Raw genomic sequence first — 15,550 nt, 5'->3', positions numbered from 1 at the left:
AATCTATCTCTTGGCAGACGGCCGTTTAGTAAACTTGTCAGCCGCACGTGGACAGGGACACCCTGCAGAAATCATGGACATGAGTTTTGCTGTACAAGCATTATCCGCAAAACACATCCTTGAAAACGATTTGCCGGTCGGCGTAACCAAAGCACCTGATGAAATAGACTACACCGTAGCAAGCATGAAACTCGATGCAATGGGAATCGAAATCGACTCTTTAACAGATAAACAGAAAGTTTACATGGCTAACTGGCAAGAAGGAACATAATGTGGTGATTTAATGAGTGAAATTTATAGAACTTTCACATCAGAGTCTGTAACTCAAGGACATCCTGATAAAGTTGCAGACATAATCTCTGATGCAATATTGGATGCGTATATGGCACAGGATAAAAATTCACATGTAGCATGTGAAACCTGCGTAACCACAGATTTCTGTATGGTATTTGGTGAGGTAACATCAACAGCCAATCTCTCAAATGAATACATTGAAAAAATCATAAGAGATACAATCATTGAAATAGGTTATGACAATCCTGATTTGAAATTTGATGGCCATAAATGTGAAGTTGTAAACAGATTGCATGCACAGTCTCCTGACATCAATCAGGGGGTTGACCGTGAAGATGCAGAAACCGGTGCAGGAGATCAGGGAATGATGTTCGGTTATGCAACCAACGAAACAGATTCTCTAATGCCATTTCCGATTGACTTAGCACGCAAATTAACAAACAAATTAACAGAACTTAGAGAATCTGGTGAAATACCATATCTAAGGCCTGACGGTAAAGCACAAGTGTCAGTTAACTATGACGATAAAGGAAATATCACATCACTTGATGCAATTGTTTTATCCACTCAGCATGATGAGACAATGTCTGATAATCAGGAACAATTAAAAGATGACATTCATGAAAAACTATTCAAAGCAGTTATTCCTGAGGAATTAATGACCGAAAACACTATTGAACATATCAATCCAACTGGAAAATTTGAAATCGGCGGACCGCACGGCGATGCAGGGTTGACTGGCCGTAAAATCATCGTAGACACATATGGTGGATATGCAAGACATGGTGGAGGAGCATTTTCCGGAAAAGACTGCACCAAAGTAGACAGAAGTGCATGTTACATGGCAAGATACATCGCAAAAAACATCGTAGCAAGCGGACTTGCAGAAAAATGCGAAATCCAACTGTCATATGCAATAGGTGTGGCAGAACCAACATCCATAATGGTCGATACATTCGGAACATGTGTGGATATTGGAGACAAAACCTTCGATGAAATCGTACGTGAAAACTTTAAGGTAACTCCTGATGGAATCATTGAAACTCTTGGTTTAAGAGATGTTCAATACAAACAAACCGCAAAGTACGGTCACTTTGGTATTGAAGGCCTTCCATGGGAAAAAACAGACAAAATCGAAGATTTAAGAAAATATGTCATTGAGTAGACTACTGAAACTTCTATTGAAGTTTCAAATTTTATTTTATAACTAATTTTTTTCCATAAATCTTAATGTATATATAATTCGAATAATAGGGAGTGTCCCATAATTAATTTTTAGATAGTGATGGTTTTAATTTTTATTTATGGAGCAAATTTATCTTTATAAATCCTAAATAAGTAAAATATATTGTATTTTTTTCATATTATGTTCAATCATCTATTATTCCAGTAATTACGTCATTTTGGATTATGAATTTTCCCTTAAATTTCTCAATGCAAAAAAAGTCAATTTTTTGATTTTCTTTTTTGTATTTTTTGACTTTATTGAGAATAAGCTTTAGAAATTTATTGGTTGTGTGTTTTTCTAATTTTTTAAGGTTGTGGTGTATTTCACTGATTGTTAATTCATCATTTGCTTTTTTTAAGCCTTTTGTTTTGATTCCTCTGAAGTTTCGGGATTCTAGTAAAATTGCAAAACTGGATTCTGCAAAATGTCCTCTTTGGAAGTATATTTCTTGTCCTTCGTCAGAATAGTAAAATCTGCGTATTTCTTCCATATTTTCATCATAGTGTTCATAAAATATTCTTCTGTGTTGTGATGTGCATTCTGATTTGTATTCGCAGGAAATGCAGTAGTCACAAGTGTATTTCTTCTTTTTGACTCCAGTTAGTGTTACAATGTCGACTACTTGGAATAGTTTTTTTGTTTTTGGGCATTTAAAGGCGTCTATTTTGCCTATGTATTTGAATTGGTGTTTTTTTTATTCTTTTGGGTTTGTTTTTGTGTTTTTCTTCTTCTTTTTTTAGTTGTTCTTGTCTTTTTCCTGATCTGTTTTTGTTTTTTATTTTTTGTTTTTTTCTGGATGCTTCTGTGTCGTCTGGTATTACTACTCGCGTATTGCTGTTTAATATTTTTTTTAGTTGGTCTGGATTCCAGTATCCATTATCTACGCATATTGTGAAGTTATCTGTATGTATTCGTTCTGTTGTCATGTCAACTAGTCTTTTTACTTCTTTTTGGTCGTTGGTATTGTTGGTTATGTAGTGTACTAGTCTGAATCCATATTTATTGTCTGTTACTGTTTGGTAATTGTAATTTAAGCCTATTTTGCCTTTTTTGTCAGGCATGTGTCGTGATTCGGGATCGGTGATGCTGATGCTATGTTTGCCAGTGATATTTTCTTCCATGAGTTGTATTCGTTCTATAACTTTTTTAAAGTTCTTGGATGATATTAGGCTGAGTTTTAATAAGTGTATTCCGCTTGAATTTAGATTATAATTAAATTCGTTAAGTAAATCTTTTAATTCTTCTTTTAATTGTTCATTGTCGTCTTCGTTTATGAAATATCTTTTCAATTTGCTCCATAATTCGGTGTTGGAGATATTATTGTTTAGGAATTTTTTTAAGTAGTTTATTTCGTAGGGATACATCTTTTTAAAGGTGTTACACCATGCTTTTAGTATGGTGCCATCACCATAAACGATTTTTCCATCTATTAATCCAATTGCCATTGCAAAATCTATTAAAAATTGGTCAAATTTGTCTATTAATTCCATATGGTTATTTTTAAATCTATTTAGTTGTGTTTTACTTGGTTTTTCACATTTTAGTACTAATTGACATGTTTCATCATTATTTTCACACCATTTTTCAAGGTCTCTGTAGCTTTCCCTTTTGTTATTTTTTGCCCAAAAAAGAAATGTTAATAATTCTTTAGGATTATATTTTATTGGACGTCCTTTTTTAGCTTTTTTAACATAGAATTCTTCAGGATAGAACTGTTCAAAGAGATTTATCAAGTACATGAGATTGAAAACCTCATGTTCTTTATCTAAATTTGCTCCAATTTCTTTTAATTCAAAGCAATATTGACTTTCAACCATTGTTTTCACCTTATTTTCATTGATTTATTTGAAAAATAGTATTTAAAGATAATTTGATTAAAATCAGGTTTTTTTAGATGAAAAAATGGATTCCTTCCTAAAACTATAAATATTGATTAATTACAAATAATCCTTTGTAGGTTTTGGATTATTTGATTAAAAAATATTTTTTTCTGTTTTTCAGAAATTCGTATTTTTTTCAAATAAAATATGATTTTTCATGCATTTCTGGTGAAAATTTATTTTCATCAGAAACTAATCATATTAACTTAATTAACTATTTTTCAAGTATATTTCTATTATTTTAATTATTTAAAGTTTATTAGAATGTTATTTATGAAAATAAGTTATATATGAAATGTTTATACAAAAACAAGTATATATTTATTCATTTGAAAATTAACCCTTTCAAATGAAAATTTTAAAAATTAATTATGGGACAGTCCCTAATATAAAATATATGGGTTGTTGGAAAGTACATTCCGATAAACTATTTATGTTAGAGGTGTATCAAAAATGAGATGTGTGGGAACAGTAATACGGGGTATAAGAACACCGATTATTAAAGAAAACGATGATTTGGCAACAATAGTTGTAGACTCTGTTATGTCTGCAAAGGAAAGTGAAGGATTTGAATTCAGGGACAAGGATATTGTTGCAATTACAGAAGCGGTTGTTGGAATTTCTGAAGGAAACTATGTGACTGCGGATGATATTGCAGAAGATTTACAAAACAAATTCCCGTCCAAAAATATTGGTGTTGTAAATCCAATTTTAAGCAGAAACCGTTTTTCAATTGCATTAAAAGGTATTGCAAGAGGAATGGATAAAATCACATTATTGACTTCTTTTCCTTCTGATGAAGTTGGAAACGGTATTTTGGACGAAACTCTTTTGGATGAAAGTGAATATAACTTAGCAAGTGTCATCACAGAAGATGAATACAAGAAAATCTTCGGTTCATGGATACATCCTTTCACCGGAATCAACATGATTGACTTTTTCAGGGAACTGATTGAAAGTGAAGACTGTGAAGTGGAATTCGTATTTTCAAATGATTTCAAAACAATTCTGGATTATACCAAAGATGTTTTAACCTGTGATATTCACACAAGAGAAAAAACCGTGAAAATACTTGAAGGTGAAGGTGCTAATGTTCATGGTTTACATCAGGTTTTAGCTGAACCTATCGGAGACTCAGGCTTCAATCCAGAATACGGACTTTTAGGTTCAAACAAGGCAACTGAAGAAAAACTTAAACTGTTCCCAAAAACGGGGGATGGACTTGTAAGAGAAGTTCAAAAAAGACTGATTGATTTGACTGGCAAACAAATCGAAGTGATGGTTTATGGTGACGGAGCATTCAAAGACCCTGTCGGAAAAATCTGGGAACTGGCAGATCAGGTAGTGTCACCCGCACATACTGATGGACTGATGGGAACACCAAACGAAATCAAACTCAAATATGTTTCTGATAACAAATTTGCAGATTTGAAAGGCGATGAGCTAAAAGAAGCAATAAAAAATGAAATCAGAAATAAAGATAAAGATCTCACAGGACAAATGATTACTGAAGGTACAACACCAAGGAGGCTAACGGACTTAATCGGATCTTTATGTGATTTAACCAGCGGTTCTGGAGATAAAGGAACACCAGTAGTATTTATACAAGGATATTTTGATAATTTAGCTAACGACTAAATTATCCCTTTTTGAATATAAAAATCTGATTAATAAATGATACTTATTTATATTTTAAACACAAATATACAGTTATGAATTTGACTGTTATTGGGACGGGTTATGTCGGTCTTGTAACCGGAACCTGTTTTGCGGAGATGGGTAATAAAGTATACTGTGTTGATATAGATGAAAATAAAATTAATAATTTAAAAAAAGGAATCATTCCGATTTACGAGCCTCACCTGGCCACTATGGTTATTGATAATCAGGAAAAAAATAATCTATTTTTCACAACTAACTTAAAAGAAGCATTGGATGATTCAAATATCATTTTCATTGCTGTGGGCACACCTGAAGATGAGGGTGGTAGTGTCAATCTAAACTTTGTTTTCACGGTTGCAAAACAGATTGCTGAAAACATAACTAAAGATTCCCTAATAGTCACCAAATCAACGGTTCCTGTAGGAACAGGTTTTGAAATTAAAAAATTAATCAATGAAAATAAAATCAATGATGTGAATATTGAAATAGCATCAAACCCTGAATTTTTAAAGGAAGGTGTTGCTATTGAAGACTGCCTGCATCCGGACAGAGTGATAATCGGAACAGAATCCGATAAAGCATCACAGCTTTTAAAGGAACTGTATGAACCATTTGTTGCAAATTATGACCGATTCATAATAATGGATGTCAAAAGCGCTGAGATGACCAAATATGTTGCAAATGCAATGCTTGCAACCAAAATATCATTCATGAATGAAATAGCAAATATCTGTGAAATAACGGGTGCCAATGTTCAAAATGTCCGTCTGGGAATAGGGTCTGATAAACGTATCGGATACAAGTTCATTTATGCAGGCTGCGGATATGGCGGGTCATGCTTCCCAAAAGATGTTAAAGGCCTAATCAACACTTCCTTGGAAAATGGTTACATTCCAAGCATATTGTCAATGGTTGATGAGGTCAATGAAGCTCAAAAAATGGTTCTGGTAGATAAAATAACTAAACGCTTCGGTGATGATTTAAGCAATTTCACTTTTGCAGTATGGGGACTTGCATTCAAGCCTCAAACCGATGATGTGAGATGTGCTCCATCAATCACAATAATAAGCGAACTGATTAAACGGGGAGCCCATATAAAGGCATATGATTCAAAAGCGATTGAAACTTTCAGGCAAGTTTTGGATGATGAAAACATTGAATTTACCAAATCAAAGTATGATGCACTTGATGATGCCGATGCAATGATTTTAATTACTGAATGGAAGGAATTTAGAAGCTTGGATTTGCATGAACTTTCAAAAAGATTGAATAGGAAAATTATTTTTGATGGAAGGAATATTTATTCGAAAAGAATTCTCGATGAAGGGTTCGAACTTTATCAAATTGGTTGCTGACATGTAGATTAGCTTAAGCCAATTTTTATTTTTATTTTAGTACTTTATTTAAATTAATTTTTCAGTTGATTATTGTCGTAGTTTTCTTTTTGAAGTATTGTTTTATAATGTCAATTTCCCATATTTTGGTGGTTTGTTGATGTTGTTTTCATCTTTTTACTTTATTGGTTCATGTAAGAAAATTAATGAATTATTAATCTCATTTTTATATTACTGTAACTTCAGAATTAGTATAATTTTGAATTGTATTATAGTATTTTTGGAAAAGTTTATACCATATGAGAAACATATATAATTACTATGAAAGTCGCAAAAATTGAAGATCATTTGGATGATAATTGTTTAAATGATCTTTTAAAGGAGCATAAAGATTCATACAATATTTATAGACGAGTATTGTTGATTAAAATGGTAAAAAATGGAGATACTATAAAAAATTCAGCAAAAATTATTGGTATTTCTAGAAAAACTGGCGAACGATGGATTAAAGAGTATAATAAAAAAGGAATTGAAGGATTATTGCCTGATTATAGTAATTGTGGAGCTGATTCAAGATTAACTGACGAACAGTTAAAAATATTATATGATATGATTGTAAATAGTGAAGAAGGATATACAATAGATGATGTACGAGACATGATTTATTCATTATTCAATGTTACATACAGTTATAATCAAGTTTGGTTCATAACTCGAAAAAAATTAGGATTAAACTATGGAAAACCATTTACTCAATATAATAAACGCACAAAAGAAGATATGGTTCTATTTAAAAAAAACTAAGGATAATAAATACAAACCATAGATTATTGGCATTTATGGATGAAACTGCATGTCAAAGTGTTACTAACGTTAGAAGAGTATTATATCCTCCAAAAACAAAAAATATACAAATTCATTGTGGAGAATACTTTAAAATCAATGTAACCGGATTTATGGGTGTGAACTGTAATTCATATATGGAAATAAATCCTCAGGGAAATTCAATTGCTTTTGTAAAAGCATTATGCCACTTCAGAATGGCAAATATGATTAATGAAGAAGCCAAACTATTAATTGAAACCGCAATTACAAGCAAAAATTTATCAGACGAATCTATTAAAAGAAAACTTTCACAGAATTCATTACATGGCATGGATTTAATAAATACAGTGAATAACGAACTTTACAATGAAAAAAATACAAATTAACAATCAATAAAAAAAGTAAAAAGAATTTTAAATAAAGAAGACTCTGATAATCCATATAAAGTAAAAAAAGAACGAGAAAAACGATTACTTTCAAATTTAAATAACCCAGTTATCCGTAATTTATTATCTTTTGAAATTCCTATAGATTTAGTTTTAGATAATGCTACAATTCATTCTTCTGAATTAAGTATGGCTGTATTTAAAATATTAAACATTAATCCTATTTTTTTACCAATAAGATCTCCAGATTTAAATCCTATTGAAGATTTATGGGGAATGATAAAAGATAGAATATATAAAACATATTATACTTCATTAGATGAATTAATTACTATATTTGAAAAGGCTTTTGAAGAATTTGTGGTGAGGGAATCTCTTTATGAAAATTGGATAAAAGATATGGTATAAACTTTCACAAAAATACTATAATTTTATTAAATTAAGTTTTATTGTAATGATTATTATTTAATCTTTAAATTTTAAATGTTGGGTGAAAATCAAAAAATTAATACAATATTATATTTATTAATTAATATCATGAAAGATAAAATATCAGTTTATTCGGCAGAAATTAAGCCTAAATTGAAGAAAATAAAAAAATATTTGAGTATTAATTTGTTCTATTATTTTCTTATATTTGGCGGATTAATACTTATTTTTATATTATTGTCTGAAATTTTTTACACAAATATTGGAACTGATGATAAAGTAATATTTACTAATTTAATTATAGTTACAACTTCATTTATTGCACTTATAGTTAATTTAGTTATTAGAAACAAAGATAATAAAAATCGAGAAAAAGAAAATTATATTAATTTAAGATTTAATGAAGTCAATTCGGCGATTAATGAATTAATGTTGTATTTGCAAATTACTTTCACTGTTTATAATCAGATATGTAATTTAAATAATTCAAATAATCTGAATAAATGTTATTATTTGTCTCCGAGAGGATTTTTGGTTATGCAGTTTACAAATTTAACATCTAATTTTACATTACTCAATAAATTACCTATTACTTTAAGAGTTGAATTAGAATATGAATTTAATAAGCGAACAACAAACAAATTAACAAGATCTTATGAAAATGAATTGCATAATATTAAGAATTTTGATTCAGATATCAATTTAATTAGAAATAATATTGCTTATAAACGTTTCATTGATGAATTTAAAAATAATTCTGATTATGAGCAAAACAATTATTTTTTTAGTGTATATTATGAATCAAATGATATAAAAACCGAAGAATTTTATGAACACTTTAAAAGAATTTTTGATAAGTTATGTTCAAATAGTACTCGGGATTTAATATTAAAAGATATGGAAGATGAATATGATGAAGAAATTTTGAATAAATTGGATTAAATTATTTACAATATTATTTCCCCAATATCTGTAACTACAATTATAGTTAAATTAAATTATTATTCAATCAAATCAAATTCATATTTCTCTTTATTTTTAAATAAAGGACTTTTTTCAATGAAAAAATAGTGATGTTTAATTATCATTAATAATATTTCAAAAACTTCCAATCAATCTCTCCTAAACAAGTCCCTAGTATAAACCTTATCCGCAACATCACCCAAAATATCTGAATCAAAACGATTTGCAAGTATCACATCACTTTCAGACTTAAAACGGTCAATATCATTCACCACTTCAGATTTAAAGAACTCACTTCCATCATCCAATGTAGGTTCGTAGATTATTATTGAAATTCCTTCGGCCTTAATATGCTTCATAACATCCTGAATAGCTGATGCACGGAAGTTGTCACTATTACTTTTCATAGTCAACCTGTAAACCCCAACGGTTTTGGGATTTCTTGAAATAATCTCATCAGCAATGAACTCTTTGCGAACGATATTTGAGTCAACAACGGCCTTAATCATGGTCTGCGGAACGTCAGCATAATTTGCCAGCAGCTGTTTGGTGTCTTTAGGCAGGCAGTATCCACCATATCCGAATGATGGATTATTGTAGTGTCCGCCGATACGCGGGTCCATACATACTCCGTCTATAATCATCTGAGTGTCAAGGCCTTTTGTCTGTGCATAGGTGTCAAGCTCGTTAAAGTAGCTTACCCTCACTGCAAGATAAGTATTTGCAAATAGCTTTATGGCCTCGGATTCAGTCAGATTAGCCAAAAGCACAGGAATGTCCTGCTCATCCATACCTGCTCTTTTTTCCTCTTCTCTCGCACCTTCTAAAAGCAAGTCTGCAAACATCTGCCCTTCTTTTTGCTGGTCATCATCACACCCGACAACGATACGGCTTGGATGGAGATTGTCGTAAAGCGCCTTTGACTCACGAAGGAATTCCGGTGAGAAAATAATATTTCTAACGCCGTACTTTTCACGCACGGACTCAGTATAGCCGACAGGAATTGTTGATTTTATTACCATCAAAACGTCCGGATTGACTTTCAAAGTCCATTCTATTGCATCCTCAACGGCTGATGTGTCAAAGAAATGGTTGACGTCATCATAGTTTGTCGGAGTAGCTATTATGACAAGTTCAGCGCTTTTATATGCTGCTTCCTTGTCAGTGGTTGTGTGAAGGTTCAATTTCCTTTCGCCTTCACGGGCTTCTTTAAAAAACCTTTCTATTTCATCATCCTGAATCGGACTGATGAACTCATTAAGCTTTTCGGCTTTTGACTGTGTTGTCGTAATTGCTGTTACTTCATGTTTCTGTGCTAATAATACTGCAAGGGAAAGCCCCACATATCCTACACCCGCTACTGTAATTTTCATTTAATACACTTCCTATCTTCAAAAAATTTAAATTATATTCATTATATTTATTTAAATAGGTATATATATTAACCACAACATACACATTGTTATGTCACTTAAAAAATTTTCAATAATTTTTTTAATAATCTTTATTCTATCCATCAATACCGTCAGCGCTGATGATTCATTTTCAGACCTTCAGGTTCTCGTGGACAGCACTGACAACGTGGATTTAAGCACTGACTTCTCATTTCAGGACAATGACTCACAGGGGGGAGTCGAGGTCTCCAATAAAGATATTAAAATCAATGGTAACAATCATGTAATCGATGGGAAAAACTCTTCGAAAATTTTAACATTCAATAAATGTAACGTGCACATAGAAAATTTAACGTTCACCAACGGATACGACTGGGATGGTGAATTTGGAGGGGCATTAAGCTTTTTCAACTCAAACGTCACTCTTAAAAACTGCATATTCACAAACAACTGTGGAGGCGACGGTGGAGCAATTCTTTCCTGGCAGGACAGTCTGGAAATTCTTGACTGCACTTTCACCAGCAATGACGGGGGCGCCATCAGCATTTTTAATTCAAACGGGGTTATTGACAATTCCATGTTTTTAAATAATTCCGGATATGCAGTAGCATTCGACTATACTTATGAGCATGATTTCATTATCTCCAATTCAGTTTTAAACGACAATACTGCAGAGGAAAATCTGGAAATCAGCTCTTCATCTGAAAATGGCGTTTATTATGCATATCTGACAACTTATAATAACCTGGCTGACCATCAGATCTCTTTATATGTCGACCAGGACAGTCACCTGCCGGACAGATTCTCAAATCTGACTTTCATCAATGTCTCATACAATGAATTTAAAAATCGCTCATACAAAGTCAAACCTGAAGACACAAACAATAATCTGGCCAACAAAACAATCAGATATGAAGTTTTAAGGGATGATGAGTGCATTGTCAATTCAACCGCCATTACGGATGACGTGAAAGCAACAATCGATTTGCAAAACTTAAGCGCAGGCAGTTATCAGTTGAATGTTTACTATAATAATCTTGAGGACTCAGCAGATATCAATATAAAAACTGAAGTCTATTTCACCATGTCTGTGGCAGACATTACTGTCGGTGAGGATTTGATTGTTTTGTTCAACATTTCTTCAGACGTTAATCCTCATGATGAATACTACGGCGATTCTGCAGGCCTTTTTACAATCCTGCGTTATGATGATGAGGCAGGCGAGTACGTATGGGCTTATGACGATTATTTTTACACCAAAAACAATAACATAACTGTTTCATTTCTAAGCTACGGCAGTTACATAATTTTCCTTGATTTCAGGGGAGATGATCACTACGATTCAAAAGAAATAAACCAGACGTTCAATGTCTATCCTGCAGATTACAACATGACCGGAAAGAAAAGTGTAATAAAGATAAACGATTTTGATAAATCATATCGTGAAGACAAAAGACTATACATCAATCTCACAGATGCTGACGACAATCCATTGGCGAACAAGACTATTTCCATAGAAATCAACGGAATCACATACAAAAGGACGACGAATGCAACTGGTTCAACATCAATCGCCATCAACTTTGACGTGGAAGGAGACTATTATGTTGTAGTGTCCTTTGAAGGCGATGATGAGTATCTTCCGACCACTGAACTCGCTTCCATTTCACTTCCTATAACCATTTACTGTGATGTTTACATGTCCAAATACTGCAGGGACTCAAGACAGTTTTTAGCAACATTTCTCGACAGTGACGGAAACTATTTATCTGAAGGAAAGGCAACATTCAACATCAATGGGGTTATGTATGTTAGAAATATCGATTGGAATGGTATCGCCAGATTAAACATCAACCTGGATCAGGGAAATTACACAATCACTGCAACCAATCCGTTAACCGGTTCGATGAGGTCATGTTTAATCGAGGTCCTGCCTACAATTGTTGATAACCATGATCTGGTGAAATACTACCGAAACGCTTCACAGTTCACGGTCACACTTGACGGAGTATATCCTTATGAAGGTGAAACCGTAACCTTCAACATCAACGGTGTGATGTATGAAAGAAAAACAAATGATGATGGCGTTGCAAAGCTAAACATTAATCTGCAGCCCGGCGAATACGTCATAACATCAATGTATAACGGTTGTGCTGTTTCAAACAAAATCACAGTGCTTCCTGTACTGACTGCAGAGGATATGAACATGACCTACCTTGACGGCTCCACTTTCAACGCAACCCTGGTTGACGGCACGGGAAAGCCTCTCTCAAATGTAAAAATTACATTCAACATAAACGGTGTTTTCTATGACAGGACAACTGACGCTAACGGTACTGCCAGACTTAATGTCCGTCTGATTCCGGGCGAGTACATCATCACGTCAACTTACGGAACTGCCGTTACGGCAAACAAGATTACTATTTCAGGTTAAAGATTCAATTCTTTAACTTCCTATTTTTTATATATCTTGTAACAAAATAATCACATATATTGAGGTAATTATCATGAAAGGAAAACTTTTATTTCTGCTCTGTCTGATTATAATAATCTCTACAGTTTCCTTTGCATCTGCAGCAGATGATATAAATCAGACAATTGGAAACGGTGCCGATACAGGCACATTTTCGCAGCTGGAAGAAAAAATCAGCAATGCGCAGAACGCATCGATAGTCGAACTGGATAAGGACTATATCTATGACGGAGAGACCAATGGATACGGAATAAACATCACCAAAGACATTACAATCAACGGTAACGGCCACAAGATTGACGCAAATCACGCTTCAAGAATATTTTATATCGACTGCGCTGATGTTGTTTTAAACAACATCGTTTTTGTCAATGCATTGACATCAGATGGCGGAGGTGCAGTTTACAGCAATTATTATGACGATTCTTTCAATAATACTCGAAATCTTGAAATCACCAACTGCAGTTTCATAAACAATAGTGCTAATGTCGGAGGTGCAATATATTGCTCTTTCGTTGATCTCAAAGTCAATAACTCTACTTTCATAAACAACAGCGCCAGCCAGCCGGGAGAAGTTTATATATTGGATAGCCACACTCATGGGGGAGCGATTTATCTGATTGATTCAGACGCTTTCATCGACAATTCAATATTTTTAAATAATTCCGCAGATAATGGTGCGGCGATTTGCCATCATGCATTTTTCGGCAGAAATGATATTGTAATTTCCAATTCAGTTTTAAATGATAATGCGGCAAAAGTTGATTTTGGAATCCGCAAAATATATGGACAAAATTATACCTATGGGGATGTTTATTTAACAAGCAGAGACCCTTTGGCTGACCATCAGATGGACATCACACCTCCATCCGAGGCATGGTTCCAGCCTTATCCGTATCTGACTTTCATAAACGTTTCATACAATGAATTTAAAAATCAGTCTTTCACATTTGAAGTAAGGGACTTAAATTATAATCTTGATAATGAAACGGTCAGATTTGAAGTATATGGGGATGATGTGCTTTTAATAAACACAACAAATGTCACTGATAATGGCATATCCAGAATTGATTATGGAAATTTGACTGTCGGCGACTATTATCTTTTAAAGGTATTCTATAAAAATCTAACAGACACAGCAACAATCATAGCTAAAAAGGATCCGAATTTCACAATGTCTGTAGACGACATTCGCCTTGGTGATGATCTGGTCATCAACTTTGACATTTCCAGTGAAATTGAAGGTAACGGAACCTGCACAATATGGTATATTGATTCTTACGTTGATTTGCCGGATTATCATTTCAAGTTCAACTTAAAGGATAAAAACATCACGATGCTGTTCCCTTCTCTGGGCAATTATGGAGTCATCCTTGAATTTGATGGTGATGACACTTTCTATTCAAGAGACATACGTCAACAATTCACCGTATATCCTGCAGACTATAACATGACCGGAAACAGGACAATTCTGAATGTTAACAGTGTTGTAAAAACATTCGGCGGAAATGAAAGACTATACGTCAATTTGACAGATATCAACAGCAATCCGTTGAAAAATAAGGAAATCCTAATCAAAATCAACGGAGTCACATACCGCAGAACGACCAATGACAAAGGACAGACATCAATGGCCATTAACCTGAATCCCGGCCAATATTATGCCATGGTGTTATTTGAAGGCGATGAGCAATACTGCCAAAATGCCAATGTGTCATACCTCGGGATTGATTCATCTATTATCTGTGATGATTACATGTCCAAATTCTGCAGGGACTCCCAGCAGTTCCAGGCTCAATTTTTTGATAGTGAAGATAATCCTTTAACTGGTGGTCAGGCATTATTCAACATCAATGGTGTTTTATACAGAAGAAACATTGACCTGGAGGGTTATGCCAGATTGAATATCAATTTAAATCAGGGAGAATATGTCATTACCTCAACCAATCCTGTAACCGGTGAGATGAAATCCTCCATAATTGATATTAAACCTACAATCATAGAAAATTATGATTTAACCAAATATTACAGAAACGACTCACAGTTCACGGTCACGCTTGACGGTGATGGGGATTTGAACAATCAGATTGTAACATTCAACATCAACGGTGTGATGTATGAAAGAAAAACTAATGATGATGGTGTTGCAAAGCTAAACATTAATCTGCAGCCTGGCGAATACGTCATAACATCAATGTATAATGGTTGTGCTGTTTCAAACAAAATCACAGTCCTTCCTGTATTAACTGCAGAGGATATGAACATGACATATCTTGACGGCTCCACTTTCAACGCAACACTTGTTGACGGCACGGGAAATCCTCTCTCAAACGTTAAAATCACGTTCAACATCAATGGTGTTTTCTATGACAGGACAACTGACGAAAACGGTACTGCAAGACTCAATATCAGACTGATTGCCGGTGAGTATATCATCACGTCAATTTATGACACGGCAGTTACTGCAAATATGATTACAATTGTTTAAGCACTATACATCAGCTTAAACATTTTTTTATTTTTTCAACACCCCACAATTTATACTGCATTTGCACCAAATTAAACCACATCTTTTCAAATCCATTCAATTTTAATCAACCCAATCTCTGATAATTCAATAGCTTTTTCCCACCGTGAAATTAAATCATACAAATATAAGTATTGGCCACAACATACATTCAA

General features: G+C 33.4%; 13 protein-coding genes. 10 read left to right on the top strand and 3 right to left on the bottom strand.

Features of this window, described 5'->3' with window-relative positions; all coding sequences use genetic code 11:
* Window positions 1-271 (top strand): adenosylhomocysteinase (locus tag ACKI2W_RS10275; RefSeq protein ID WP_407381811.1); only part of this gene is annotated, 271 nt, incomplete at its 5' end.
* 12 nt (window positions 272-283) lie between these two features.
* Window positions 284-1,459, top strand: coding sequence for a methionine adenosyltransferase (gene metK / locus ACKI2W_RS10270; RefSeq protein WP_407381809.1), 1,176 nt, complete (start codon window positions 284-286; stop codon window positions 1,457-1,459).
* A gap of 205 nt (window positions 1,460-1,664) precedes the next feature.
* Here the strand turns inward: metK and ACKI2W_RS10265 are convergent, their stop codons facing one another.
* Together ACKI2W_RS10265 and ACKI2W_RS10260 are read right to left on the bottom strand one after the other, a co-directional pair.
* A complete protein-coding gene (locus tag ACKI2W_RS10265; protein ID WP_407381817.1) occupies window positions 1,665-2,186 on the bottom strand; it encodes a transposase in 522 nt (173 codons plus the stop codon).
* The gene (locus ACKI2W_RS10260; RefSeq protein WP_407381807.1) at window positions 2,173-3,339 is read right to left on the bottom strand and encodes a hypothetical protein; all 1,167 of its coding nucleotides are present in this window, start codon (window positions 3,337-3,339) and stop codon (window positions 2,173-2,175) included. Before ACKI2W_RS10260 ends, ACKI2W_RS10265 begins: the two co-directional genes overlap by 14 nt.
* A gap of 516 nt (window positions 3,340-3,855) precedes the next feature.
* Here ACKI2W_RS10260 and ACKI2W_RS10255 point away from each other — a divergent pair.
* From ACKI2W_RS10255 to ACKI2W_RS10230, 6 genes are all read left to right on the top strand, one after another.
* Window positions 3,856-5,040, top strand: coding sequence for a coenzyme F420-0:L-glutamate ligase (locus tag ACKI2W_RS10255; protein ID WP_407381805.1), 1,185 nt, complete (start codon window positions 3,856-3,858; stop codon window positions 5,038-5,040).
* 74 nt (window positions 5,041-5,114) lie between these two features.
* Window positions 5,115-6,419, top strand: coding sequence for a UDP-glucose dehydrogenase family protein (locus ACKI2W_RS10250; protein ID WP_407381803.1), 1,305 nt, complete (start codon window positions 5,115-5,117; stop codon window positions 6,417-6,419).
* Between the two features lie 300 nt (window positions 6,420-6,719).
* Window positions 6,720-7,202, top strand: a complete 483-nt coding sequence (locus ACKI2W_RS10245; protein WP_407381801.1) for a transposase — start codon at window positions 6,720-6,722, stop codon at window positions 7,200-7,202.
* 35 nt (window positions 7,203-7,237) lie between these two features.
* Window positions 7,238-7,609, top strand: a complete 372-nt coding sequence (locus ACKI2W_RS10240; RefSeq protein ID WP_407381799.1) for a hypothetical protein — start codon at window positions 7,238-7,240, stop codon at window positions 7,607-7,609.
* Between the two features lie 6 nt (window positions 7,610-7,615).
* Window positions 7,616-8,017, top strand: a complete 402-nt coding sequence (locus ACKI2W_RS10235) for a transposase (protein ID WP_407381815.1) — start codon at window positions 7,616-7,618, stop codon at window positions 8,015-8,017.
* A 129-nt stretch (window positions 8,018-8,146) separates the two neighbouring features.
* Entirely contained in the window at window positions 8,147-8,980 is an 834-nt protein-coding gene (locus ACKI2W_RS10230) for a hypothetical protein (protein ID WP_407381797.1), read from the top strand.
* Window positions 8,981-9,150: 170 nt separating this feature from the next.
* Here ACKI2W_RS10230 and ACKI2W_RS10225 read toward each other — a convergent pair whose 3' ends face one another.
* Window positions 9,151-10,374, bottom strand: a complete 1,224-nt coding sequence (locus ACKI2W_RS10225) for a nucleotide sugar dehydrogenase (RefSeq protein ID WP_407381795.1) — start codon at window positions 10,372-10,374, stop codon at window positions 9,151-9,153.
* Between the two features lie 91 nt (window positions 10,375-10,465).
* On the opposite strand from ACKI2W_RS10225, the gene ACKI2W_RS10220 reads away from it, so the two are divergent.
* Window positions 10,466-12,829 carry a hypothetical protein gene (locus ACKI2W_RS10220; RefSeq protein WP_407381793.1) on the top strand — a complete coding sequence of 788 codons (2,364 nt, stop codon included), beginning with the start codon at window positions 10,466-10,468 and terminating at the stop codon, window positions 12,827-12,829.
* Window positions 12,830-12,902: 73 nt separating this feature from the next.
* A complete protein-coding gene (locus ACKI2W_RS10215) occupies window positions 12,903-15,356 on the top strand; it encodes a hypothetical protein (protein ID WP_407381791.1) in 2,454 nt (817 codons plus the stop codon).
* Window positions 15,357-15,550 lie beyond the last annotated feature (194 nt).

Origin of the sequence: Methanobrevibacter sp. (assembly GCF_045603845.1) — an archaeon.
Taxonomy (GTDB): domain Archaea; phylum Methanobacteriota; class Methanobacteria; order Methanobacteriales; family Methanobacteriaceae; genus Methanocatella.
This window is presented reverse-complemented; position numbering and strand designations above follow the sequence as displayed.

Bases quoted from the DNA above. Each gene is read 5' to 3' on its own strand.
- metK (WP_407381809.1), top strand. From the start codon at position 284: ATGAGTGAAATTTATAGAACTTTCACATCAGAGTCTGTAACTCAAGGA.
- ACKI2W_RS10215 (WP_407381791.1), top strand. From the start codon at position 12,903: ATGAAAGGAAAACTTTTATTTCTGCTCTGTCTGATTATAATAATCTCT.
- ACKI2W_RS10225 (WP_407381795.1), bottom strand. From the start codon at position 10,374: ATGAAAATTACAGTAGCGGGTGTAGGATATGTGGGGCTTTCCCTTGCA.
- ACKI2W_RS10240 (WP_407381799.1), top strand. From the start codon at position 7,238: ATGGATGAAACTGCATGTCAAAGTGTTACTAACGTTAGAAGAGTATTA.
- ACKI2W_RS10220 (WP_407381793.1), top strand. From the start codon at position 10,466: ATGTCACTTAAAAAATTTTCAATAATTTTTTTAATAATCTTTATTCTA.
- ACKI2W_RS10230 (WP_407381797.1), top strand. From the start codon at position 8,147: ATGAAAGATAAAATATCAGTTTATTCGGCAGAAATTAAGCCTAAATTG.
- ACKI2W_RS10245 (WP_407381801.1), top strand. From the start codon at position 6,720: ATGAAAGTCGCAAAAATTGAAGATCATTTGGATGATAATTGTTTAAAT.
- ACKI2W_RS10255 (WP_407381805.1), top strand. From the start codon at position 3,856: ATGAGATGTGTGGGAACAGTAATACGGGGTATAAGAACACCGATTATT.
- ACKI2W_RS10250 (WP_407381803.1), top strand. From the start codon at position 5,115: ATGAATTTGACTGTTATTGGGACGGGTTATGTCGGTCTTGTAACCGGA.
- ACKI2W_RS10260 (WP_407381807.1), bottom strand. From the start codon at position 3,339: ATGGTTGAAAGTCAATATTGCTTTGAATTAAAAGAAATTGGAGCAAAT.